The sequence below is a fragment of the Halomicrococcus pelagicus genome, assembly GCF_051917725.1.
Classification (GTDB): Archaea; Halobacteriota; Halobacteria; order Halobacteriales; family Haladaptataceae; genus Halomicrococcus.
The window spans coordinates 66,959-86,855 of the sequence record NZ_JBQBLX010000008.1 but is presented as its reverse complement, the minus strand read 5'-3'; the positions used below and the strand labels follow the sequence as shown (position 1 = coordinate 86,855).

General features: G+C 66.1%; 19 protein-coding genes. 13 read left to right on the top strand and 6 right to left on the bottom strand.

Going from position 1 to position 19,897, the window contains the following annotated elements; genetic code table 11:
- Positions 1-32: 32 nt before the first annotated feature.
- Entirely contained in the window at positions 33-1,685 is a 1,653-nt protein-coding gene (locus ACTF4R_RS19735; RefSeq protein WP_440010109.1) for an outer membrane protein assembly factor BamB family protein, read from the bottom strand.
- A gap of 279 nt (positions 1,686-1,964) precedes the next feature.
- Here ACTF4R_RS19735 and ACTF4R_RS19730 point away from each other — a divergent pair, with 279 nt between their 5' ends.
- Positions 1,965-4,280, top strand: a complete 2,316-nt coding sequence (locus ACTF4R_RS19730; RefSeq protein WP_440010106.1) for a hypothetical protein — start codon at positions 1,965-1,967, stop codon at positions 4,278-4,280.
- A gap of 91 nt (positions 4,281-4,371) precedes the next feature.
- Here the strand turns inward: ACTF4R_RS19730 and ACTF4R_RS19725 are convergent, their stop codons facing one another.
- Positions 4,372-5,523 (bottom strand): PrnB family protein, encoded by a 1,152-nt coding sequence (locus tag ACTF4R_RS19725; protein ID WP_440010104.1) that lies wholly within the window; start codon positions 5,521-5,523, stop codon positions 4,372-4,374.
- A 312-nt stretch (positions 5,524-5,835) separates the two neighbouring features.
- Here ACTF4R_RS19725 and kynU point away from each other — a divergent pair, with 312 nt between their 5' ends.
- The 7 genes from kynU (at position 5,836) to ACTF4R_RS19690 (ending at position 11,572) form a co-directional block, all read left to right on the top strand.
- Complete coding sequence (gene kynU, locus ACTF4R_RS19720; RefSeq protein ID WP_440010103.1) at positions 5,836-7,122, top strand: kynureninase; 1,287 nt, start codon at positions 5,836-5,838, stop codon at positions 7,120-7,122.
- Between the two features lie 128 nt (positions 7,123-7,250).
- On the top strand, positions 7,251-8,918 hold the full coding sequence (locus ACTF4R_RS19715; RefSeq protein WP_440010102.1) for an acetate--CoA ligase: 1,668 nt from the start codon (positions 7,251-7,253) through the stop codon (positions 8,916-8,918).
- A 101-nt stretch (positions 8,919-9,019) separates the two neighbouring features.
- Positions 9,020-9,541 (top strand): HVO_2922 family protein, encoded by a 522-nt coding sequence (locus ACTF4R_RS19710; RefSeq protein WP_440010101.1) that lies wholly within the window; start codon positions 9,020-9,022, stop codon positions 9,539-9,541.
- Between the two features lie 94 nt (positions 9,542-9,635).
- Entirely contained in the window at positions 9,636-10,619 is a 984-nt protein-coding gene (locus ACTF4R_RS19705; protein WP_440010099.1) for a BtrH N-terminal domain-containing protein, read from the top strand.
- Positions 10,616-10,768: a hypothetical protein gene (locus tag ACTF4R_RS19700; protein ID WP_440010097.1), complete on the top strand. Its 153-nt coding sequence runs from the start codon at positions 10,616-10,618 to the stop codon at positions 10,766-10,768. Before ACTF4R_RS19705 ends, ACTF4R_RS19700 begins: the two co-directional genes overlap by 4 nt.
- Positions 10,769-10,823: 55 nt before the next feature.
- Positions 10,824-11,120, top strand: a complete 297-nt coding sequence (locus ACTF4R_RS19695; RefSeq protein WP_440010096.1) for a hypothetical protein — start codon at positions 10,824-10,826, stop codon at positions 11,118-11,120.
- 38 nt (positions 11,121-11,158) lie between these two features.
- Complete coding sequence (locus ACTF4R_RS19690; RefSeq protein ID WP_433631757.1) at positions 11,159-11,572, top strand: DUF8048 family protein; 414 nt, start codon at positions 11,159-11,161, stop codon at positions 11,570-11,572.
- Between the two features lie 115 nt (positions 11,573-11,687).
- Here the strand turns inward: ACTF4R_RS19690 and ACTF4R_RS19685 are convergent, their stop codons facing one another.
- Positions 11,688-11,882, bottom strand: a complete 195-nt coding sequence (locus ACTF4R_RS19685; RefSeq protein ID WP_440010094.1) for a hypothetical protein — start codon at positions 11,880-11,882, stop codon at positions 11,688-11,690.
- A 635-nt stretch (positions 11,883-12,517) separates the two neighbouring features.
- On the opposite strand from ACTF4R_RS19685, the gene ACTF4R_RS19680 reads away from it, so the two are divergent.
- Complete coding sequence (locus tag ACTF4R_RS19680) at positions 12,518-12,874, top strand: four-helix bundle copper-binding protein (protein WP_440010092.1); 357 nt, start codon at positions 12,518-12,520, stop codon at positions 12,872-12,874.
- A gap of 359 nt (positions 12,875-13,233) precedes the next feature.
- Entirely contained in the window at positions 13,234-14,199 is a 966-nt protein-coding gene (locus ACTF4R_RS19675; protein WP_440010089.1) for a sulfite exporter TauE/SafE family protein, read from the top strand.
- A 298-nt stretch (positions 14,200-14,497) separates the two neighbouring features.
- Here the strand turns inward: ACTF4R_RS19675 and trpB are convergent, their stop codons facing one another.
- The gene (trpB, locus tag ACTF4R_RS19670; RefSeq protein ID WP_440010087.1) at positions 14,498-15,649 is read right to left on the bottom strand and encodes a tryptophan synthase subunit beta; all 1,152 of its coding nucleotides are present in this window, start codon (positions 15,647-15,649) and stop codon (positions 14,498-14,500) included.
- Between the two features lie 197 nt (positions 15,650-15,846).
- Here trpB and ACTF4R_RS19665 point away from each other — a divergent pair, with 197 nt between their 5' ends.
- The 3 genes from ACTF4R_RS19665 to ACTF4R_RS19655 all read left to right on the top strand — a co-directional run bounded on the left by ACTF4R_RS19665 (position 15,847) and on the right by ACTF4R_RS19655 (position 18,486).
- Positions 15,847-17,016: a thiamine pyrophosphate-dependent enzyme gene (locus ACTF4R_RS19665; RefSeq protein WP_440010084.1), complete on the top strand. Its 1,170-nt coding sequence runs from the start codon at positions 15,847-15,849 to the stop codon at positions 17,014-17,016.
- Between the two features lie 5 nt (positions 17,017-17,021).
- On the top strand, positions 17,022-17,999 hold the full coding sequence (locus ACTF4R_RS19660) for an alpha-ketoacid dehydrogenase subunit beta (RefSeq protein WP_440010082.1): 978 nt from the start codon (positions 17,022-17,024) through the stop codon (positions 17,997-17,999).
- Positions 18,000-18,081: 82 nt separating this feature from the next.
- Positions 18,082-18,486, top strand: coding sequence for a RidA family protein (locus ACTF4R_RS19655; RefSeq protein ID WP_440010080.1), 405 nt, complete (start codon positions 18,082-18,084; stop codon positions 18,484-18,486).
- A gap of 110 nt (positions 18,487-18,596) precedes the next feature.
- Here the strand turns inward: ACTF4R_RS19655 and ACTF4R_RS19650 are convergent, their stop codons facing one another.
- The gene (locus tag ACTF4R_RS19650) at positions 18,597-18,920 is read right to left on the bottom strand and encodes a HalOD1 output domain-containing protein (protein WP_440010077.1); all 324 of its coding nucleotides are present in this window, start codon (positions 18,918-18,920) and stop codon (positions 18,597-18,599) included.
- A gap of 2 nt (positions 18,921-18,922) precedes the next feature.
- Complete coding sequence (locus ACTF4R_RS19645) at positions 18,923-19,768, bottom strand: DUF7344 domain-containing protein (protein ID WP_440010075.1); 846 nt, start codon at positions 19,766-19,768, stop codon at positions 18,923-18,925.
- Between the last annotated feature and the right edge of the window lie 129 nt (positions 19,769-19,897).

The following is a 19,897-nucleotide window of genomic DNA, read 5'->3' as shown; positions in this document are numbered from 1 at the left end:
GGACCGAGGGGGAGCGCTTCGGGGGGCCGCCCTCACTCCGACGGGATGGTGACCGCCGTCGCGTCCGTTCGACCGCGTGCGTCCGTGACTCCGAGCCGGACCGTCACCGACCCGCAGTCCGGCACCGTCACGCGGACGCAACTGCCGAACTCGTCGTATCGACCGTCGCCGTCGGTGTCCCACTCGTATCCCAGTTCCCGTCCCGTCGAGCAGGAGGCGTCGAGCTCGATAGCGTCGCCGGGCTCGAGCCCGCACGAATCGAGGTCCGGCATCGCGTCGATACAGGCCTTCACCGCCGGGCACCGGTCGTCTCCGGGCGGGTCAGCCGGGGGCCGGCACTCCTCGCCCGGCCGCCGGTCGGCAGAGCGGAGGGCGTGGAAGTTGGAGTAGCGGACGTACCGGTAGTCGAGCGTCGACTCGCCCGGGTACGTGGCGACGTACAACCGCCCGTCGACGACGGCGGGGGTGCCGGCCGCTGGCGGGTTTTCCGGCGAGGTCGCGAGACCGTCACTGTCGAGGAGATACGCCCACTTCCGGCGGCCCGTCGACGTGTCGAGCGCGTAGACGAGCGCTCGACTCTCGCGGTCGGCCGACGTCGGCGCGTACCAACCGCCGACGTACACCGTCCCGTCGGCGACGGTCGGGTCGCTCCGGAGTTCCCCGCTCGTCGTCCGCGTCCACGTCGCCGTCCCGGTGTCGGCGTCGAGCGCCTTCACGACCGAGCTATCGTCGCTCGAATCGAGAAGGAACAGGCGTCCGTCGGCGAGCGCGAGTCGTCCGTCCCGTTCGTTCATGTCTTCGTGGGTCCACTCGACCTTCCCATCGGCCATCGAGCGGGCTTCGACGCGGATCTCGTCGTCGTCACCGTCGACGTAGTCGGTCCGGACGAAGTACACCCGCTCGTCGCCGGCCACGTTGTTCCCCAGGATGGCGTCGTCGTCCACCTCCCACTCGACCGAACCGGTGTCGGCGTCGAGCGCGGTCCCGTCGCTGAAGAAGACGGTCCCGTCCGCGTAGCTCGACGCGCCCTCCGCTCGCTCCGCGATTCCCCCGACGCCCTCCGCATGCCAGACCGTGTCGCCGGTGTCTGGGTCGAGCGCGAACGCACCTCGCTCGTTCGCGAGGTACACGCGGTCGTCGGCCACGACGGGCGTGGTACAGTGTGGCTGCTGGAGACGGGTCCACTCGGTGTCGCCGCTCCGAGCGTCGAGCGCGTAGACGCCGGCCTCTTCGACGCCCGACGTCTCGTAGTCGCGCGTGACGACGTAGAGCGTTCCGTCGCCGAGCGACGGCGTCTTCGTCGCTGGAAGGTCGGACCGCTTCCAGCGCCGGTCGCCGGTCCGGCCGTCGTACGCGCCGACGTACCCCTCCTGCTCGCCGGGGCCGTTGTCGCTCGTCACGGCGAGATACACCGTCTCCCCGGCGACGACCGGTTCCACGTCGTACATGCTTCCTTCCAGGTCCGTCCGCCAGTCGGTCGCGGGGAACGGCGTCGGACCCCGGTCGTCGGTCGCTCCCGTTCGGTTCGGCCCCGACCGGACGCCCGTCCAGGCCTCGAATCCGGACCGCCGACGCTCCGCCCCGTCGGCGGTGGCGACCGGACCGGCGCTGCCGACCGCCCCGAGCGCGACACCTACCGTCTTGAGTAACGTTCTCCGCTTTTCGCTGTAACTTCTATCGCTCATGTGCCGTAAAGCCAGAAATTATCCGATTTCACTTCGTTATTCGGACGTTACTCGAGATGGTTCCAATTCAGGCAGAGTATAACAATAATTTCTTCCAGAATTAAATGAGATATGCTCGACGAAAGAGCAAGCAAAAACGGATATCAGAGTACGATTAACCTCGAAACACTTCGGAAGGATATACGGACTCGGTCGGCGGGTCGGAAGGGAGCGCGAACGACGCGGGGTCGCGTCGGGCGACCGCGAACGACCGCCGCATCGCCGACGGAGGGGACGTGAATGCCGACCTACAACATCGTCGACGAGGGAGCGGACGATACCGGCGAGACCGCCATCGACCCCGTCCTCGAGAGACTGGTCGGCAGCGATACGACCATCCTGTTCCCGCCGGGCACGTACCGACTCACGGAGCTCGTCGTGGAGTCCGGCACCACCGACCTCGAACTAATCGCGCCGGACGGCGCGCGCCTCGTCCCCGGCCGGTCGGGCGACAACGTCCGCTGGATCGACGTGTACTCGCAGGGGTTCGTCCTGGACGGCTTCGAACTCGACGTGCGCGACGTGCCGGTACCGCCATTCGTCCGGATGAACGACACTGCGGGCGACTGGGAACTGCGACGGCTCGTCACCCGGGGGAAGGTTCGGGCGGCCACCGACACGAACGTCGGCACGAACGACTCCGGCGACGCGCGGACGTACTTCCGACTGTCCGCGGCGGCCGGGACCCGGGGGCTCCTGCAGGACTGCTACTTCCACGAAGGCGCGTGCGAGCCGACCGAGGCCAGCAATCGGCGAGCCATCCTCGTCGAGTCGGGGAAGGGCGACCTCGTGTTCAATCGCTGCTGGTTCGAACTGTGGGCCGAGAACACGGTGTACGCGAAGAAGCCCGAAGGCGCACTGCGGATTCTCAACTGTTACTTCCGCAACACGCAGAACGGCATGCGACTCGGCGGCAACACGGCCGTCCGCAACTGCGTCTCCATCAAGGACGGTAGCCATCCGATACAGGCCTGGTCGGGGGGCTCGCTCCAGCGCGGCGTGAACGTCGAAGCCACCGACCCGGCGAATTCCAGCCGCGGCATCGACAGCTACAACGGAACGCTCACCGTCGCGGACAGCGACTTCTACCACCGCTACCCGTCGTCGAGCTGCGGCGGCGCGATCACGGCGCCGGTGCCCTGCGAGCGCATCAACGTCCAGGACGTTCGCGTCAGTTACGACTCGACGAAGAACCACGACGCGATATACACGTACGAGAGTTCGACGAACCTCTCGTACCTCCAGCTCGAAGACGTCTCCGTCCGCAACGACCACGATTCGGAGTACGCGGTCTGGATCGGTCAGGAGCCGGATAGGTGGGGAACGGTGTCGGGCACGCTGGGGGGGAGCGGCCCCCAGACGAACTCCGCTTTCGTCAGTTCCCGCATGACGACCGACGGCGATCCGCCAGCGCCCGACACGACGCCGCCGCTGCCGAACCCCATGCCGGTCGGAGACGTCCCGATGGAGCCCTCGCAACTCCTCCGTATCGACAACGCCGGTAACGACTCGGCCGCCACCTACGACATCGAGGCCGGCAACTACGTCCTTCCGGCGGGGAACGACGGGGCGACGATAACGATGAAGTGGGGGCCGAACGAGGAGCCGCTACGGCCACCGAACTCGCAGCGAGCGACTGGGACGATTCCGGCGGGCGACGTCTACGCCTTCTACGTGACCGGCGGCATCGTCTCGGCGGACGTGACCGAACCGGCCACGCTGACCGTGGACGGGGAACCGTACGCGCCGCCGGCGGCGCTCCTGACGAACGCCATCACGGCCGACCAGCCGAACGCGGAGTTCTGGAACCGGGTCGAGTCCGTCGCCCCACAGGACCGCGTCGTCGTCGCGAAACCGCTCTCCAACAGGGGCGGTCAACCGACGCACGTCCGCCTTCGGAACGTGGCCGACGGCGACTTCGAGTACCAACTCGAGGAGTGGGCGTATCTCGACGGCCGACACGTCACCGAGACGTTCCACAGCCTCGCCGTGGAACCGACCGAACAGGTGCTGCAACTGGACGGCGGCGCACCGTATCGGGTGACGGCAGGCAGGACGGACGTGAACCACACCTTCGAGTCCGTCTCCCTCGGGGGTTTCTTCGGGACGCGGACGCCCGTCGTGCTGGCACAATCGCAGACGTACCGGGGCGCGGACCCGATAGTCACGCGGGTCCGGAACGTCTCGGGCGACTCCTTCGACGTACGACTCCAGGAGGAGGAAGCCGAGGGATGGCACGCGAGCGAAACGGTCGGCTACGTCGCGCTCGAACAGGCGACGGGCGCACTCGACGGGAGGCCGTTCGAGGTACGGAGGACCGACGCGACGATAGGTCACGAGTGGACTCGCATCCCGTTCGAGCAGCAGTACGACCTCCCGCGGTTCGTCGCCGGCATGCAGACGTTCAACGATACCGACACGGCAGAGTTGCGCTACCGGAATCTCACCGGCGACGGCGTCGACGTCAGGGTCGAAGAGGAGCAGAGCGCCGACGCCGAGACGAACCACTGGGACGGCGAACGCGTCGGATACCTCGTCGCCGAGGGTGCTGAGTGAGCGGCCGTCTCATCGCTTCCGTCGCAGCCGCCGACGCTCGGTCGAAGCGGTGTCCCGGGCCGAACGCAGACGAACTCCGGCGCGATGGGAGTCAGCCCGACGACAGTCTGCTGTTCCGCGTGTCGTCGGTGAACGACGTGAGAAAGCGGCCGTACGGAGTTCCGCCGGTCCCCTCGGCGTCGTCGAGCTGGTTCACGAGGTACGTCTCGACGACGTCGACGTGGTGTTCGCGGAACGTGACCAGCTGGTCGATGCAGTCGTTGTAGGCGCCACGGAGGGCGTCGTCGGCGTGGTCGACGTGGTCGCGGAGGGACGGTCCGTCCTCGACGGCCTCGACGAACGCTCGATGGGCGGGCGGCATGTCCTTTCGCAGTTCGTGGAGGTGGTCGACGAGCGGGTTGTCGCCGTGGTCGATGCCGAGGGCGGCGTCGAGCGCCGGAACGAAACTGGACTGTGCGCCCGAAGCGCCCCGATACGACTGGTAGCCGTCGAGTTCCGGGACGCCCTCGTACTCGACGTTGGTGAGCGAGTTCAGGTACGGTCGGAACGCCCGTCCGTACTTCTCGGGCGCGTTCCGTTCGGGCATCCTGTCGAGGATGGCGGTCACCTCCCGCAGGGCGTCGGTGATAGTGTGGAGTGCACGGAGGACCCGGTCGGTGTCGTCGTCGAGGACGCCGCGCTGGGCGTCGCCGATGGCGGCGATCGCCGGTCCGGCCGCGCTCTCGATGGCGACGTGGACGGCGATGAACCATCGTTCGTCGCGAAGGCTGGCGAACTTCGCGATCGGGCGGACGTTCGGCGGTGCCAGCCCCTGTTCGGGTCCGTCGCGCGTCCAGTTGTGGAGGACGTAGGCGTCGTACGAGAGGACGGGCGTGCACCCGAGGCGGTCGGTCGATTCGTAGAGGGGGACGGCGACGCCGGCCGGAATCGTCTCGACGTCGGCGTCCGGGTCGTTGACGTACGCGTTCGCGAGGAAGCCGGTGGTCCGGTAGACGTGGTAGAGTTCCCGGTCGGAGAGCTCGTCGAAGACGTCTCTCGGCGGTGCCGAGAGGTCGCGGACCTTCGGCCCGAGTTCGTCGCGTTCGAGAAGCGACGGGAGCCGTTCACCGAGTTCGTCGAGTCGCCGGAGTCGCGGATGTGCGTCCCGGTCGAGCGAGGAGCGAGGTGTGACGTCGGGGAGGAAGCCCCGCTCGGGACTGACGCCGAACCGGTCGGGGTCGGGTGCCTCGTCATCGGTTATCATGGTACCGTCGGAGTTCTATTTAGCCCCAGTAAAAGATGAAGGTTCGTTTTCCTGTCATCTCTGGCGAACAGGTGCCAGAGACGTACATCAGATTACATACCGGGTCACCGCTCCCCGGGTTTCACCGGCCGCGGGAGCCGACGACGGGAGAGCGACCCCCGACCCGTCGCCGTCGGTCACGCCCGTTTCGAGGCTCTGTCACGGTCGGTAATCCCATCCTGACGACCGACGTCGCCGCCCGAAACGTCCGCCTTCGTTCTCCCACGCACACCTATCCGAAAAACCCAACAGAGAAGCAGTACCATACGAACTATGGACGACGACTTCGAACGCGGACGCGAGTACGCCCGCGAACGCGACCGGTCGGCCGCCCTCGGCGTCCGCGACCGCTTCTACCGTCCCGACGACCTCTACATGGACGGGAACTCCCTCGGCCCGCTCTCGACGGACGCCGAACGCGTCCTCCAGCACGTCCTCGACGAGTGGCGCGAACTCGGGATTCGAGGGTGGACCGACGGCGACCCGCCGTGGTTCCACTACGGCGAGCACCTCGGCGAACGCCTCGCGTCGCTGGTCGGCGCTCGCGACGACGAGGTCGTCGTCGCCAACTCCACGACCGTCAACATCCACACGCTCGTCGGCACCTTCCTCACGCGGTGCGACCGGGAGAACCGCGGGCAGAAGGTCCTCGTGAACGAACTCGACTTCCCGACCGACCACTACGCCATCCGCGCGCAACTGCGAAACCGCGGGCTCGGCCCCGACGAACATCTCGTCGTCGTCGAGTCCAGGGACGGACGGACGCTCCGCGAAGACGACGTCGCGGCGGCCCTCGATGCCCACGACGACGTCGGTATCGTGTTCATGCCGTCCGTGTTCTACCGCTCCGGACAGCTCCTCGACGTCGAACGCATCACGGCGCTCGCGCACGCACACGACGCGTACGCCGGCTTCGACCTCGCACACTCCATCGGCGCGGTGCCGCACTCGCTGGCCGACCACGGCGTCGACTTCGCCGCGTGGTGTCACTACAAGTACCTGAACGCCGGGCCGGGTGCCGTCGCGGGCCTGTACGTCCACCGCGACTACCACGGCGAGACCCCGGCGCTCGCCGGCTGGTGGGGACACGAGAAGGAGACCCAGTTCGAGATGCGGACGACCTACACGCCGGCGCAGTCGGCCGGCGCCTGGCAGACCGGCACGATTCCCGTCCTGAGCGCCGCGCCGCTGCTCGGGGTCATGGACATCGTCGACGAGGTCGGCATCGAGGCGCTGCGCGAGCGGTCGGTCGAACTCACCGAGTATCTCGTCTTCCTCGTCGACGAGCGTCTACCCGAGTGTACGGTCGGGACGCCGCGCGACCCCGACCGGCGGGGCGGCCACGTCGCCGTCGAGCATCCCGAAGGCTACCGTATCAGCGAGGCGCTCAAGGAGCGCGGCGTCGTCGTCGACTTTCGGCCGCCGAACGTGGTGCGCGTCTGCCCGTCTCCCTTCTTCGTCGGCTTCGAGGAGGTCTGGGAGACGGTCGACCGACTGCGCGAGATCCTCGACGAGCGCGAGTACGAGGCGTTCGAGCGGCGCGGGAGCGGCGTGACGTGACCGCCGGTCGCCGGGTTCCCTGGTCGACCCTGCCCCCGCCACGCCCCGACGTGTCATAACTTCTACCACTGCCACGGTAGTGTCAAGTAGCGATACACTATTATGTCATGGTATCGCATACCTCCCGTATGCTGCACCACGAGAGCATCCAGCGACCGAACGTGCCCACGGACCGGTTCCCCGACCCCGACGCACGTCCGGACCTCGTCCACGCGCTGCCCGAACTCCACTATCCGGAACGGCTCAACGCGGCGCCCGGGTTCGTCGACCGGCACGTCGACGCCGGACGCGGTGACGCACCGGCCATCCACTTCGAGGGCGAGACGCTGACGTACGCCGACCTCCAGGAGCGGGTGAACCGACTCGGAAACGCGCTCCGAAGTCTCGGCGTCGAACCGGGCGAACGCGTGTTCGTCAGATTCCCGAACCGGCCGGAGTTCGCCGTCGCGGTCCTCGCGACCCAGAAGATCGGCGCCGTCCCGGTACCGTCGATGAAGCTCCTGCAGGCGAAGGAGGTCACGTACGTTCTGGAAGATTCGGCGGCGACCACCGCGCTGGTCGACGACGGCCTGCTCGACCCCGTCGAGGCCGCCGACGAGGAGTGCGAGACGCTGGAGACGGTCGTCGCCGCGGACCGGGCGGGCGTCGACCACGACTACCGCGACTACGACGCCCTCGTCGCCGACGCCGCACCGACGCTGGAGCCCGCCGACACGCGACGAGACGACCTGTCGATGCTCGCGTACACCAGCGGGACGACGGGCCGGCCGAAGGGGACGATACACACCCACCGCCAGATGCTGGCCATCGCCGACGGATACGCGCGGTACTGCCTCGACCCGTCGCCGGACGACGTCTTCACCGGGAATCCGCCGCTGGCGTTCACGTTCGGGTACGGGATGCTCGTCGCGTTCCCCCTCCGGTTCGGCGCGAGCACCGTCATCGTCCAGAACCCCGAACCGGTCGACCTCCTTGACGCGGTCGAGGCCCACGACGTCACCGTCATCGGGTCGATTCCGACGGCGTACAACCAGCTGCTCGGCGAACACGGCGACCGACTCGCCGAGATGGATAGCTCGTCGCTCCGACTCGGCGTGAGCGCGGGCGAACCGCTGCCGCCGAGCACGTTCGACCGGATACAGGAACGGCTCGGCATCGAACTGCTCGACGGAATCGGGACCACCGAGATGCTGCACATCTTCATCAGCCACCGCAAAGACGACGACGTCGACCCGTCGGCGACGGGGTATCCCGTCCCCGGCTACGAGTGCAAGGTCGTCGACCCGGACACCGGCGAGGAGGTCGACCGCGGCGAAGCCGGACTGCTCGCCGTTCGCGGACCGACCGGCGTGGACTACTGGGACCGGCCGGACGAGCAGGCGAGAGCCGTCCGGGACGGATGGAGCGTCCCCGGCGACGTGTTCGTGTACCGCGACGACGACCGGTTCGAGTACAAGTCCCGACAGGGCGACCTCATCATCGCCAGCGGCTACAACGTCCCGGGTCCCGAAGTCGAGAACGTCCTGCAGGAGCGCGACGAGGTGTACACGGCCGCCGTCGTCGGCAGTCCCGACGAGGAGCGAGGAAAGATAGTCAAGGCGTTCGTCATCACCGCCGACGGGTACACCCCGGACGCCGGCCTCACGGAGACGCTCCAGTCGCACGTCAAGGAACGCATCGCACCCTACAAGTACCCCCGCGAGATCGAGTACGTCGACGACCTGCCGACGACCGAAACCGGCAAGATACGGCGCGACCGGCTCCGGGAGCGGGAACGCGAGCGGTCGAGCGCCTGAACGCCGGACCGTCCCGGTCGCCGCTCGATCGGAAGCGGTGCGCTATCGGGGGTCGTCTCGACGAGGAGTTTCTTGTTCCTGGCCGTCCTCTCTGCTAACTCATGAGCGAACAGACCGTTTTCGAGTCCGAATCGAGGAAAACTCCAGCCGAAGTCGCAACGCTACTCCACCACCTCGGAGATTGCCTCCGGGACGACTCCAGCTTCTCGTTTCAGCAGGACGACCGAACAACGACGATTTCGGTCCCGTCGGAGCTGTCGGTCTCCGTCGAGGTCGAACGCGAGACTGGCGATAACGGACACGACGAGACGGAGGTCGAAATCGAACTCGAGTGGGACACCAGCGAAACGGACACGGAATCCGCGGACGACGCTGAGCGACCACGGAAAGCGACTCCGATCGCAGAATCGTTGGACCCCGCGCGAGCGACGCGAGCATCGCTGGGGCGGTTCGAGGTGTATCGCGACACGGCTGACGAATGGCGCTGGCGCCTCGTCCATCGAAACGGCAACATCATCGCGACGAGCGGCGAAGGGTACACGTCACGCCAGAACGCGGAAAAAGGGCTCCGCAGCGTCATGGCGAACGCACCCGACGCCGACGTGACGACCGAAGAGACGTAGTCCTCCCGGCTCGTATCTCCTCTCGCCCCCGGACGACCGCCGTCGGTCGAGTCGCAACGGTATCGATTTCAACCAGTGCGGTGATAGCACGGGTATGCTCACGGGATACGAACACGCGCCGGGTGCACACTGCGGCTCGTCGTCGCTTCGCAACCTCGCCGCCCACTACGGGTGGGGATTCGACGAGCCGTTCTGCTTCGGACTCGGAGCCGGCCTCGGATTCGGATACTACGAGGGCGGACCGGCGAGTCGGACGATAATGGGTCGCAACGGCCGACTGGAGACGTTCTTCTTCGACAACCTCGGCGTCGACTACGTCGAGCGTTCGGGGCAGGAGTGGCCTGCGGCGTGGGACGACGTCCGCGCCCGACTCGAGGCCGGGACCCCGGTGATGCTGTTCGTCGACCTCTACTATCTCGACTACTTCGACACGAGCACGCACTTCGGGCCGCACGTCGTGCTCTGCATCGGTGGTGACGAGGACGAGGTCGTGCTGTCGGACGGCGAGTTCGACGAGCGACAGACCGTCGGGACCGACGACCTCCGGCGAGCCTGGAACTCGGAGTACGGGTTCGCTCCGCTGGAGAACCACTGGCTCGCCGTCACCGACCCGGCGGTTCCGGAGGACGTCGCACCGGCGGTCCGGGCGGCGGTCGAGCGGACGGCGACCGTCATGCTCGATTCCGGAGACTCTGCCTGGGACACGCAGGGCGTCGCGGGGATACGGCAGTTCGCCGAGGAGTTGCCGGACTGGCACCGGTTCGAGGACACGGGATGGTGTGCGCGGTTCGCGTACCAGAACGTCGAACGCCGGGGGACCGGCGGCGGTGCGTTCCGCCGTCTCTACGCCGACTTCCTGGACCAGGCGAGTTCCACGGTCGAGCTTCCCGAGGGGAGTTCGGACCGGCTCCACGCCATCGCGGACGACTGGACCGACCTGGCCGGGACGCTCAAGGACGTGAGCGAGGCCGACCCTGACGAACAGCGCGGAAAGCTGGAACGGGCGGGCGAGCAGGCGGCGGCGTTGGCAGACGAGGAATCCGCGTTCTTCGGACGGCTGCGGGACGCCGTACGATGACGGCACTGACGATGCTCGACCCGGAGGCGACCCCGAAGGTGGTCGACGTCGTCCAGGAATCCGACACCCAGGAGGGAATCCGCCTTCGCGTGACCCGCGAGAGAGGTGACGGCCAGATGGAGTCGACGGACGTCGAGGAGATACAATAACCGACGACGTCTCCTGCCTCAAGAACTATCCGCGAGGGTCACGAACCACGCACTGATGAGTTCGCGAACACCCAAGGAGTGCGTCGACCTCGCAGTCGACGAATCGGCGAGCAAGGACCGACGTGAAGACGCAGTTCAGGAGCTCAAAACGGCGAACGAGTGCGACGAACTCGAAAATCTCGTTCGGATGGACGGCCTGGACGACCGGTATCGCGAACAGGCGCTGCGGGCGCTGGCCACTCCCCAGTGCGACTCGACGCTTCGGGAACTCGTCGAAGAAGGCCCCCTCGACGAGTCGCTCCGGGAGAACGCGACGGAGTTGCTTCGCGAAGTCGAGGAGAACGCCGAGTAAGGACGCTCCCCCTCGATTTCTGACACACCACCACACCAATGACAGACCCATCCCATCCGTTTTCGGCCGACCGCATCGAGGGCGTCGCGGAGGAACGCGACGTCGACGAGGAACGCCTGGACGAGACGCTCGCGCAGCTCCAGAGCGAACTCGACCGTAGCGACGGAGGCTACGAGTACTCCTCCGAGTTCAATTTCGGGTGGCAGGACGACCGGGCCACCTACTTCTACGGCGGTGACGACCTCTGGACGTGGTTAGCGGAGAAGCTCTCGGTCCCCGACGAGTTTCTCGACCCCGCCCGGGACGTCCACTACAGGACCATGGTGGAAGCGGCGGCGGAGCGCGACGAGAAGGAGTCCGTCGAGGAGATGCTAGCCGACGGGAACGAACCGCTCGTGGTTACCAACACCTCGGAGGGTCCCCCGTCGTTCGGCCAGGGCGATTCGGTCTGACTCCCGTCGTGGTGTGGCTCTAGGAAGGGGCAGTGTCGGACGACGCTCGCCGATGCGAAACGAAGGCTACTGGTGAGTGCCACCACGCCTATCGCCCGAGAGGAGATGAGGACCCTCACATCCCCATGTCAGTGGCCATCTTCTTCGGATTCATCATCCCTTCTTCGACGCTGAAGTGGATGAGGAAGAGGTTGACCGGATACGCCGCGAGGGAGAGCGAGAAGAAGAGCGACGACCAGAACAGGACGTCACCAATGGTGGCCTCGCCCGCCAGCCAGACCTCGACATTGATGGCGACGATCTCCCTCACTGTAATCGAGCCAGTCTCGGAGTACAGCGCGTCCCGATGGCCTGCTTCTACGTCTCGCCTTCCTAGACGAGGGGTCCGACCGTCAGTGCGTACCCGAACAGATACGCGAGCCCGAACGGGGTGGCAATGACGTAGAGATTCGCGAGCGCGAGAACGCCGACGGTGAGAACGATACTGGTGACCTCGCCGGCACCGCTTCAGACGGTCGAAGCGTGCGTCACTGCTGAAGCAGCGGCGACGGGGGTACGGTCGAAGCGAACTCGGGGATAGGTATCACGCCTGTCGTTCGCCGTGCGCCGAACGAATCGTCGCGCAGTACGCCCAGGACGGACTCGCTCGCGAACAGGGTATTCTAAAACCCGGGCATCAGATTAACGAAGTCGGCGTCGTTCGGGACGTTATTTTGGTTCTCGAACCCGCAGCGAACGCCAGTCTCACCAGCGTACCGGGAAAATCTCCCCAGCAGGCCGGCAAGAGAGACCGACTGACGTTCTCGGTCTACGGAATTGGCAAATGATGGAATTTCTCTGAACACCGGCCAGACTCCCTGTCCCTCCTAAACTGCGTCCGCTGGAACGGACCTAACGATCGAAGCCAGAACCCGGGAAAAGGAGCCGGCCGTAGTATAGAGTGCAATGTCCCTCAAAGACACGACGTCGAAAATCGACCACCTGAGCGACGAACAGCGCGACTGCATCGAGATCTGTACCGAGGCCACCGAGGTCTGTGAGTGGTGTGCCGACGAGTGCGCCGGAGACGAGGAGATGGCCGAGTGCCTGCGACTCTGCCGTGACGTGGCCGATATCGCGTCGCTGCACGCCCGGTTCATGGCCCGCGACTCCAACTACAGCAACGAGCTTGCCGAAGTCTGTGCGGGTGCGTGTGAGGAGTGTGCCGAAGAGTGTTCGCGCCACGACGCCGAGCACTGCCAGGTCTGTGCCGACGTCCTCCGAGAGTGTGCCGAGAGCTGCCGCAACATGATGAGCGCATAGTCGACAGTCAGGGCGAACCTGTGGTCGAAAGAGGACTACAGACCGGGTCGATTACGGCGAATGCGGGGAGCGAGTAGTTAAAAGGCGTCGCGCTTCGGCGCGAGAAGCCGTGGAGAGCGCCGTTGCAGCGCTTTCCACCTCGATAGTACTTCTACTCGGAGCGATGCCGACGCGTCTTCGCGGACCCTCTGGCTCGGTTCCCCGGACCGGACGCATACCCCTGGCCACGTAGGCCATTCTGGACGTGCACACGACTGACGAACACCCGCCTTCTCGCTCGGGCAAGAACCAAGGCGCTCGCTCGCGTTCTCGATGGTAGTACTATGGGGGGGATGAGTGTATGGTCGTTCGAGCCGGGAATGCTGTTTTTCGTCCTGTTCGGGTTCACAGTCGGAATCCTGTTCGGATTCTTCGGCCTTGGCGGGAGTTTCTTCGTCACACCGGCGTTACTCGTGCTCGGCCACCCGGTGAAGGCAGCCGTCGGCTCCGGACTGGTGTTCGTCTTCGGAACGTCGATCACGGCTGTCGTTACCCATCGACGACTGGGCCACATCGACTACAAACTGGGAATCCTCCTCGTCGCAGGCATGACGATGGGGATCGAAGTCGGGAAATGGTTGCTCTTCGGGCTCTCCGACGCCGGACTCGCAGACCTCGTGATTAGCGTTGCGTACGTGGGACTGCTTGCGGTGGTCGGACTGTTCGTGTTACGCGACGCTCGCACGCTCAGTCCCGACGGCAGTGAGGGGGTCGACACGACCCTGCTCCAGCGGATTGGAACCGTTCGAATCCCGCCGATGCTGTCGTTCAGTGGCGGTATCACCGCGTCAGTGTGGGTGGTACTAGCGATTGCTTTTACAACGGGAATACTGGCCGGCGTTCTCGGTGTCGGCGGCGGCTTTCTCATCCTCCCGAGCCTGATGTACGGACTGACACTGCCGGAAACAGTCGCGGTCGGAACCGACATCTTCCAGATTGCGGTTTCGAGCGGATACGGAGCGTTTCTCTACGCGCGAGCGGACGCGGTTCATCTCTCGGTCGTCGTTCCGTTGCTCGGCGGTAGCATCTTCGGCGCGTACCTCGGTTCGCGGTTGACGGAGTTCGCGGACGAGGCGAAGTTCAAGCACTACTTTGCGATGATTCTACTAATCGACAGTCTCGCAGTGGCGAGCAAGACGATCAGCCACGCGTACGACGTCGTTTCCCTCCACGTGCTGAGTCTCGTTCTCCTCTTCGGGACCGCGTTGGTTATGAGTCTCGTCGTCGTCTCCTTCGGCACTCGAAACTTCGTTCGGCGCGAACGGCATCCCTTGAACGACAATTGAGAGGGAGGATACGCGATATCGGCGTCGTGCCCCCGAACGCAGGCAGCGTCACGTAGGTATCTCACCGCTCCATAGTCGGAGACGCAGTCCGCTATCTTCGCCATCTACTGTCCGTCTCGACGTTCCCGTCCCTACGTCCCTGAGCAGTAGTTCAGGTTCCGATGACCCACGTGGCTGCCGGCGTTCTGAACTCGCTCGCCTGTTCAACGAGTCGGCCCGATTGTTACACTAGGGGAGCTAAATGATGAAACCGTATCACTACTGATAGAATAGCGCAGGAGTGGAGGCCGACCGGGTCTCAGAGGTCGAACTTCTCCGCGGCGGTCTCCATGTCCTTGTCGCCACGGCCGCTGAGATTGACGAGTATCGTGTCGTGGTCGCCCTCCTCGGCGAGCTGGATGGCTCGGGCGACGGCGTGGCTGGATTCGAGCGCCGGGATGATGCCCTCCGTCTCGCTCAGTTCGCGGAAGGCGGCGAGCGCCTCCTCGTCGGTGATACCGGTGTACTCTGCGCGACCGATCTCCCTGAACATCGCGTGTTCGGGACCCACGCCAGGGTAGTCGAGCCCCGCGGAAACCGAGTGGACTTCGACGTCGTCGTCGATGACGCGCGTCTTCATCCCGTGAAGGACGTCGTCCTCGCCGCTGGTGAGCGGGGCGGAGTGGCGCTTCGACTCGGCTCCTTCGCCGCCGCCTTCGGCGCCGTAGAACTCCACGTCGTCGTCGCGGAAGGCGTGGAACAGGCCGATGGCGTTGGAACCGCCGCCGACGCACGCCACCGCAGCGTCCGGCAGCTCGCCCGTCCGCTCCTGGAACTGCTCGCGCGCTTCGGTGCCGATGACGCTCTGGAAATCCCGCACCATTCGGGGGAAGGGGTCGGGACCGACGACGCTCCCCACGAGGTAGTGGGTGTCGTCGACGTTCTGGGCGAAGTCTTCGAGCGCGGCGTCGACGGCGTCGGCGAGCCCCGAGTCGCCGCGGGTGACCTCGTTGACCTCCGCGCCCATCAGCCGCATCCGGAAGACGTTCATCTTCTGGCGCTCGACGTCTTTCTTCCCCATGTAAATCTCGGTGTCCAGGTTCAGGAACGCGCCGACCATGGCGGTCGCAGTCCCGTGCTGGCCCGCTCCCGTCTCGGCGATGAGTCGTTCTTTGCCGGCCTGCTTCGCGAGCAGTCCCTGGCCGAGCGTGTTGTTGATCTTGTGCGCGCCGCCGTGGAGCAGGTCCTCGCGCTTGAGGTAGATGTCTGCACCGTATCGGTCGCTGAGATTGCTGGCGTAGTAGAGCGGCGTCGGACGACCGGCGAACTCCTCGAAGAGCGCCTGGAGTTCGGACTGGAACTCGTCGGTGTCGCTGACGTCGTCGTACGCCGTCGCGAGCTGTTCGAGCGGTTCGACGAGCGGTTCGGGAACGTGTCGGCCACCGTAGCCCTGGAAGTCACCCTCTGACATACCTACCTATTACTATTACTACACTTAAATACGTTTGGTGAAGGTCCCGCTCACGGGTAACCGAGCCGTCTCCGTTCGCCGGTTCCGCCAGCGGCCGCTCCACCGACGCCTCTCGGTCCGCCGACGAAGCGCTCCTCCGGGAAACAAACCTTAATATCCCGTGGTATGAGTGTTGTGGACACGCGACGGTGAACAGCGTGCAAGAAGACATCGACATCACGTCCGACCACGGCGAGGCGACGTCGTCGCTCGACGCCGCGACGCTACGACAACACGAGACGGCGCCGGCGCGATACCAGCTCGTGTCGCCGGACGGGAACTACGACGCTGGGACGCTGCCGGACCTTGACGACGAGGAACTGCGCGACCTCTTCCGGTGGATGGTCCGTCAGCGCGTCGTCGACGAGCGGATGGTGAAACTCCAGCGTCGCGGCGAGATGGGGACGTACGCCTCCGGTCGCGGGCAGGAGGCGAGCATCATCGGCTGCGTCTACGCGCTCGACGCGGACCGGGACTGGCTGTTCCCGTACGGTCGCGAGGCGACGGCCCTGCTGAAACACGGGATGGCGTTGCGGGACCTCCTGCTGTACTGGCGCGGCGTCATGGACGCGAACCGGTTCGAGGACAGCAACATCTTCCCGATGTCCATCGCCATCGGCACCCACATCCCGGTCGGCGTCGGCCAGGCGTGGGGGATGAAACTCGACGGCGCCGACGCGGTCTCGGCGATGTACTTCGGCGAGGGTCATCCGAGCACCGGCGAACTCCAGTCCGGCATGAACTTCGCGGGCGTGATCGATGCGCCGGCCCTGTTCTACTGCCAGAACAACCAGTACGCCATCTCTCAGCCGTTCGAGAAGCAGACGAACGCCAGGTCGGTCGCCCAGAAGGCCATCGCCTGGGGGTTCGACGGCATCCGCGTCGACGGCAACGACGTTCTCGCCGTCTACGACGCCTGCCGGAGTGCCCGGGAGCGGGCCGTCGACGGGAGTCCGGTGCTCGTCGAGGCCGTCACTTACCGTCTCGACGCCCACACCACCAACGACGACCCGTCGCTCTACCGGAGCGACGAGGAGGTAGAGCGGTGGGAAGCCTACGACCCCGTCGACCGCTTCCGGTCGGTGCTGAAGGCGGAAGGCGTCTGGGAGACGGTCGACGAGGACGCGATCCGTGACGAACTGAACGCCGAGTTCGACCGGGCGAAGGAAGCCGCGGACGCGTACGAGTCCGGCGGCGTCGACGAGCTGTTCACGTACCTGTACGAGGAGATGCCGCCTGAGCTCGAACGCCAGCTCGCCGAGTTCGAGGCGCTGCTGGAGGAGCGACCGGACGTGATGGAGTACGTCGACGACAGACCGAAGGGGTGACCGAGATGCAACTGACACTCGTCGAAGCCGTCAACGAGGCGCTGCACGCGGAGATGGCCGCGGACGACCGCGTCGTCGTCTACGGCGAGGACGTCGCCGAAACCGGCGGCGTCTTCCGCGCGACCGAGGGGCTCGAAGACGCGTTCGGGAGCGAGCGCGTCGTCAACACGCCCATCGCCGAGATCGCCATCGTCGGCACGGCGGTCGGCCTCGCGATGCGGGGCTACCGTCCCGTCGCCGAAATCCAGTTCTCCGGGTTCCTGCCGCCGGCGTTCAACCAGCTCGTCTCGCAGGCGAGCAGGATTCGCTGGCGGACGCGCGGCGAACGCACCGCTCCGATGGTCGTGCGGGCGCCGTACGGCGGTGGCGTTCGCGCCCTCGAACACCACTCGGAAGCGATGGAGGCCGTCTACAGCCACGTTCCCGGACTGAAGGTCGTCGTCCCCAGCACGCCCCGCGACACGAAGGGGCTGCTCACCGCGGCCATCCGCGACCCCGACCCCGTCCTCTTTCTCGAACCGAAACGCGTCTATCGCTCGTTCCGCCAGGCGGTCCCCGAGGAGTCGTACGTGGAACCCATCGGCGAGGCCGCGGTCCGGCGCGAGGGCGAGGACGTGACGGTCGTCTCCTACGGCGCGATGATGGAGCCGACGACGACGGCCGTGGAGACGCTCGCGGAAGAACGGGGACTGGACGCGGAGGTCGTCGACGTCCGGACGCTCTCGCCGCTCGACCGCGAGACGCTCGTCGAGTCGCTGAAGAAGACCGGTCGCGGCGTCGTCGTCCACGAGGGGCCGAAGAGCGGCGGGTTCGCCGGCGAGATAATCGCGACGCTCAACGAGGAGGCGCTGATGTATCTCGAAGCTCCCATCGAGCGCGTCACGGGGTTCGACGTTCCGATTCCGATGCTCGCCCGGGAGGACTACTACCTCCCGAACCCGCCGCGCATCGAGGAGAAGATTCTCGACGCGATGGCGTTCTGACCGCTCGCCCCGTCCCTCGGTAGCGCCGTCGGTCCGATTCGACGGAGGTAGATTGATAGGCGGTGGCACACCACTGGTTGGCGTGCAACGCGAGATACTGAACCCCGACGAACTCGCACCGCCCAGCGGTTTCAACCACGGCGTCCTCGTCGACGGCGGGAAGACGCTCTACCTCGCCGGCCAGGACGCCAGCGGTCCCGACGCCGAGATCGTCGCCCCCGACGACCTCGTCGGTCAGTTCGAGCAGGTGCTCTCGAACCTCTCGACCGTGGTCGAGGAGGCCGGTGGGAGTTCGAACGACATCGTGAAACTGAACGTCTTCGTCGCCGACCGCGACGAGTACAAGGCCCACCTGGACGAACTGGGCGACGTGTTCGGACGGTACTTCGACGACTATCCGGCGATGGCGCTGTTCGAGGTCGCCGACTTCTTCGCGGACGACGCCCGAATCGAGATGGAGGGGTTCGCGGTCGTCGACGACGAGTGACCGCGAGCGCGGCGCTCTCGACGTGGCGTCGACTCCGGGGCCGCGAGGACGACGAGGTCGTCGACCGGCGGGGTTCCGGAGGACGCCGAGCGACGACGGAGCCGCGGGTCCTATCTACCGCCGTCGTCGGCCTCGCGGACGCGGATTTCGTCGCGCGTCACGGTGACCTCGCACCCGCCGAACAGGAGGACGAACGACCCGCCCGCTCTGGACGGTTCGGGTCCCCGTTTCCCGAACAGTCCGTCCAGGTGGTCGGGGTCGACGACGTCGTACAGCGGGTCGAGGTCGATGGGCGACCGGTTCGTGTAGGCTGCGACGGCGTTCACGACGGCGTGGCTGGGCGATTCGTCGGCCCCGACGTCGTACGTGAACTCGCTGCGCCGTTCCTGTCGGTCGTCTTCGTCGTTGCCGTCGGTGATGGGATTGTCTGTCATGGTCAGAAGGAGGACGTTTGTCGGAAGTCGTCGCTCTGGAAGTCGAGGTGGTCGAGCCGCGGACCCAGTAGCTCGCGGACGAGGACGACGAGCGGGTTCGTCTCGCCCTCGCCGACCACGGCCGTCTCCGCGTGTGCGTCCGTCGACTCCTCGAGGAGGCCGAGCATGACTTTCTCGCGGTCCGCGAAGACGAACCGCCCGACTTTCGGATACCGGGACGGGGCGTTCATCCAGTCTATGTCCGGCTCCCAGATGGTCGCTTCCGGAAGTCGCCGGCGGGTGACGTCGCGGACGTTCCGGTTCTGAGAGCCGAGGTAGACGTCGACGCCCCGCTCTATCGCGTCCCCCGCGTGACAGATGCACTCGTCTTCGAGCAGGTCCTCGCGAACGTACATGAGGAACAGCTCGTCGGTCGCCTCGTCGGCGAGGCGACGACCGTGTTCGATCACCGTCTCCCGGCCCTCTATCGTGCCGACGTCGCTTTCGGCGGCCTCGCTGCCGTTCGTGAGCCGGTCCAGTTGCTCGCCGATTCGACCCGCGTCCAGCCAGTCGGCGTCGACGTCCGTCGAGTCCCGCGACGTGACGACGTTGGCTGTGCTGTCGTACTCGACCAACCCCGCCTCGTCGAGCTTCGGCAGGCGATGGTGATGCAGCGAGACCCGAACCCGGTCGAGTTCGTCCTCGTACTGGGACGTTCGAGCCACGACCGTCTCGCGGGCGACGAGACGCTCGGCCAGCTCCATCACGTGAAGCGACCGGCCGGCTTTGTCGAGGACGGTCAGTATCGAGCGATTACACCCGTCCGCGAGGAGACCGACGATTCGCTCGGACCGTGGGTCGGTTTCCATCGATAAAACGGCCTACAGTGCATCGGTAATTAAGAATGATGGTGTCGTCGCACTGCGCCGACTTCGTGGCTCGTGAGCCCCCGTCCGTCGACCGGTCGCCCGCTGGGGTCATCTGGAGCCTCCGTCGCC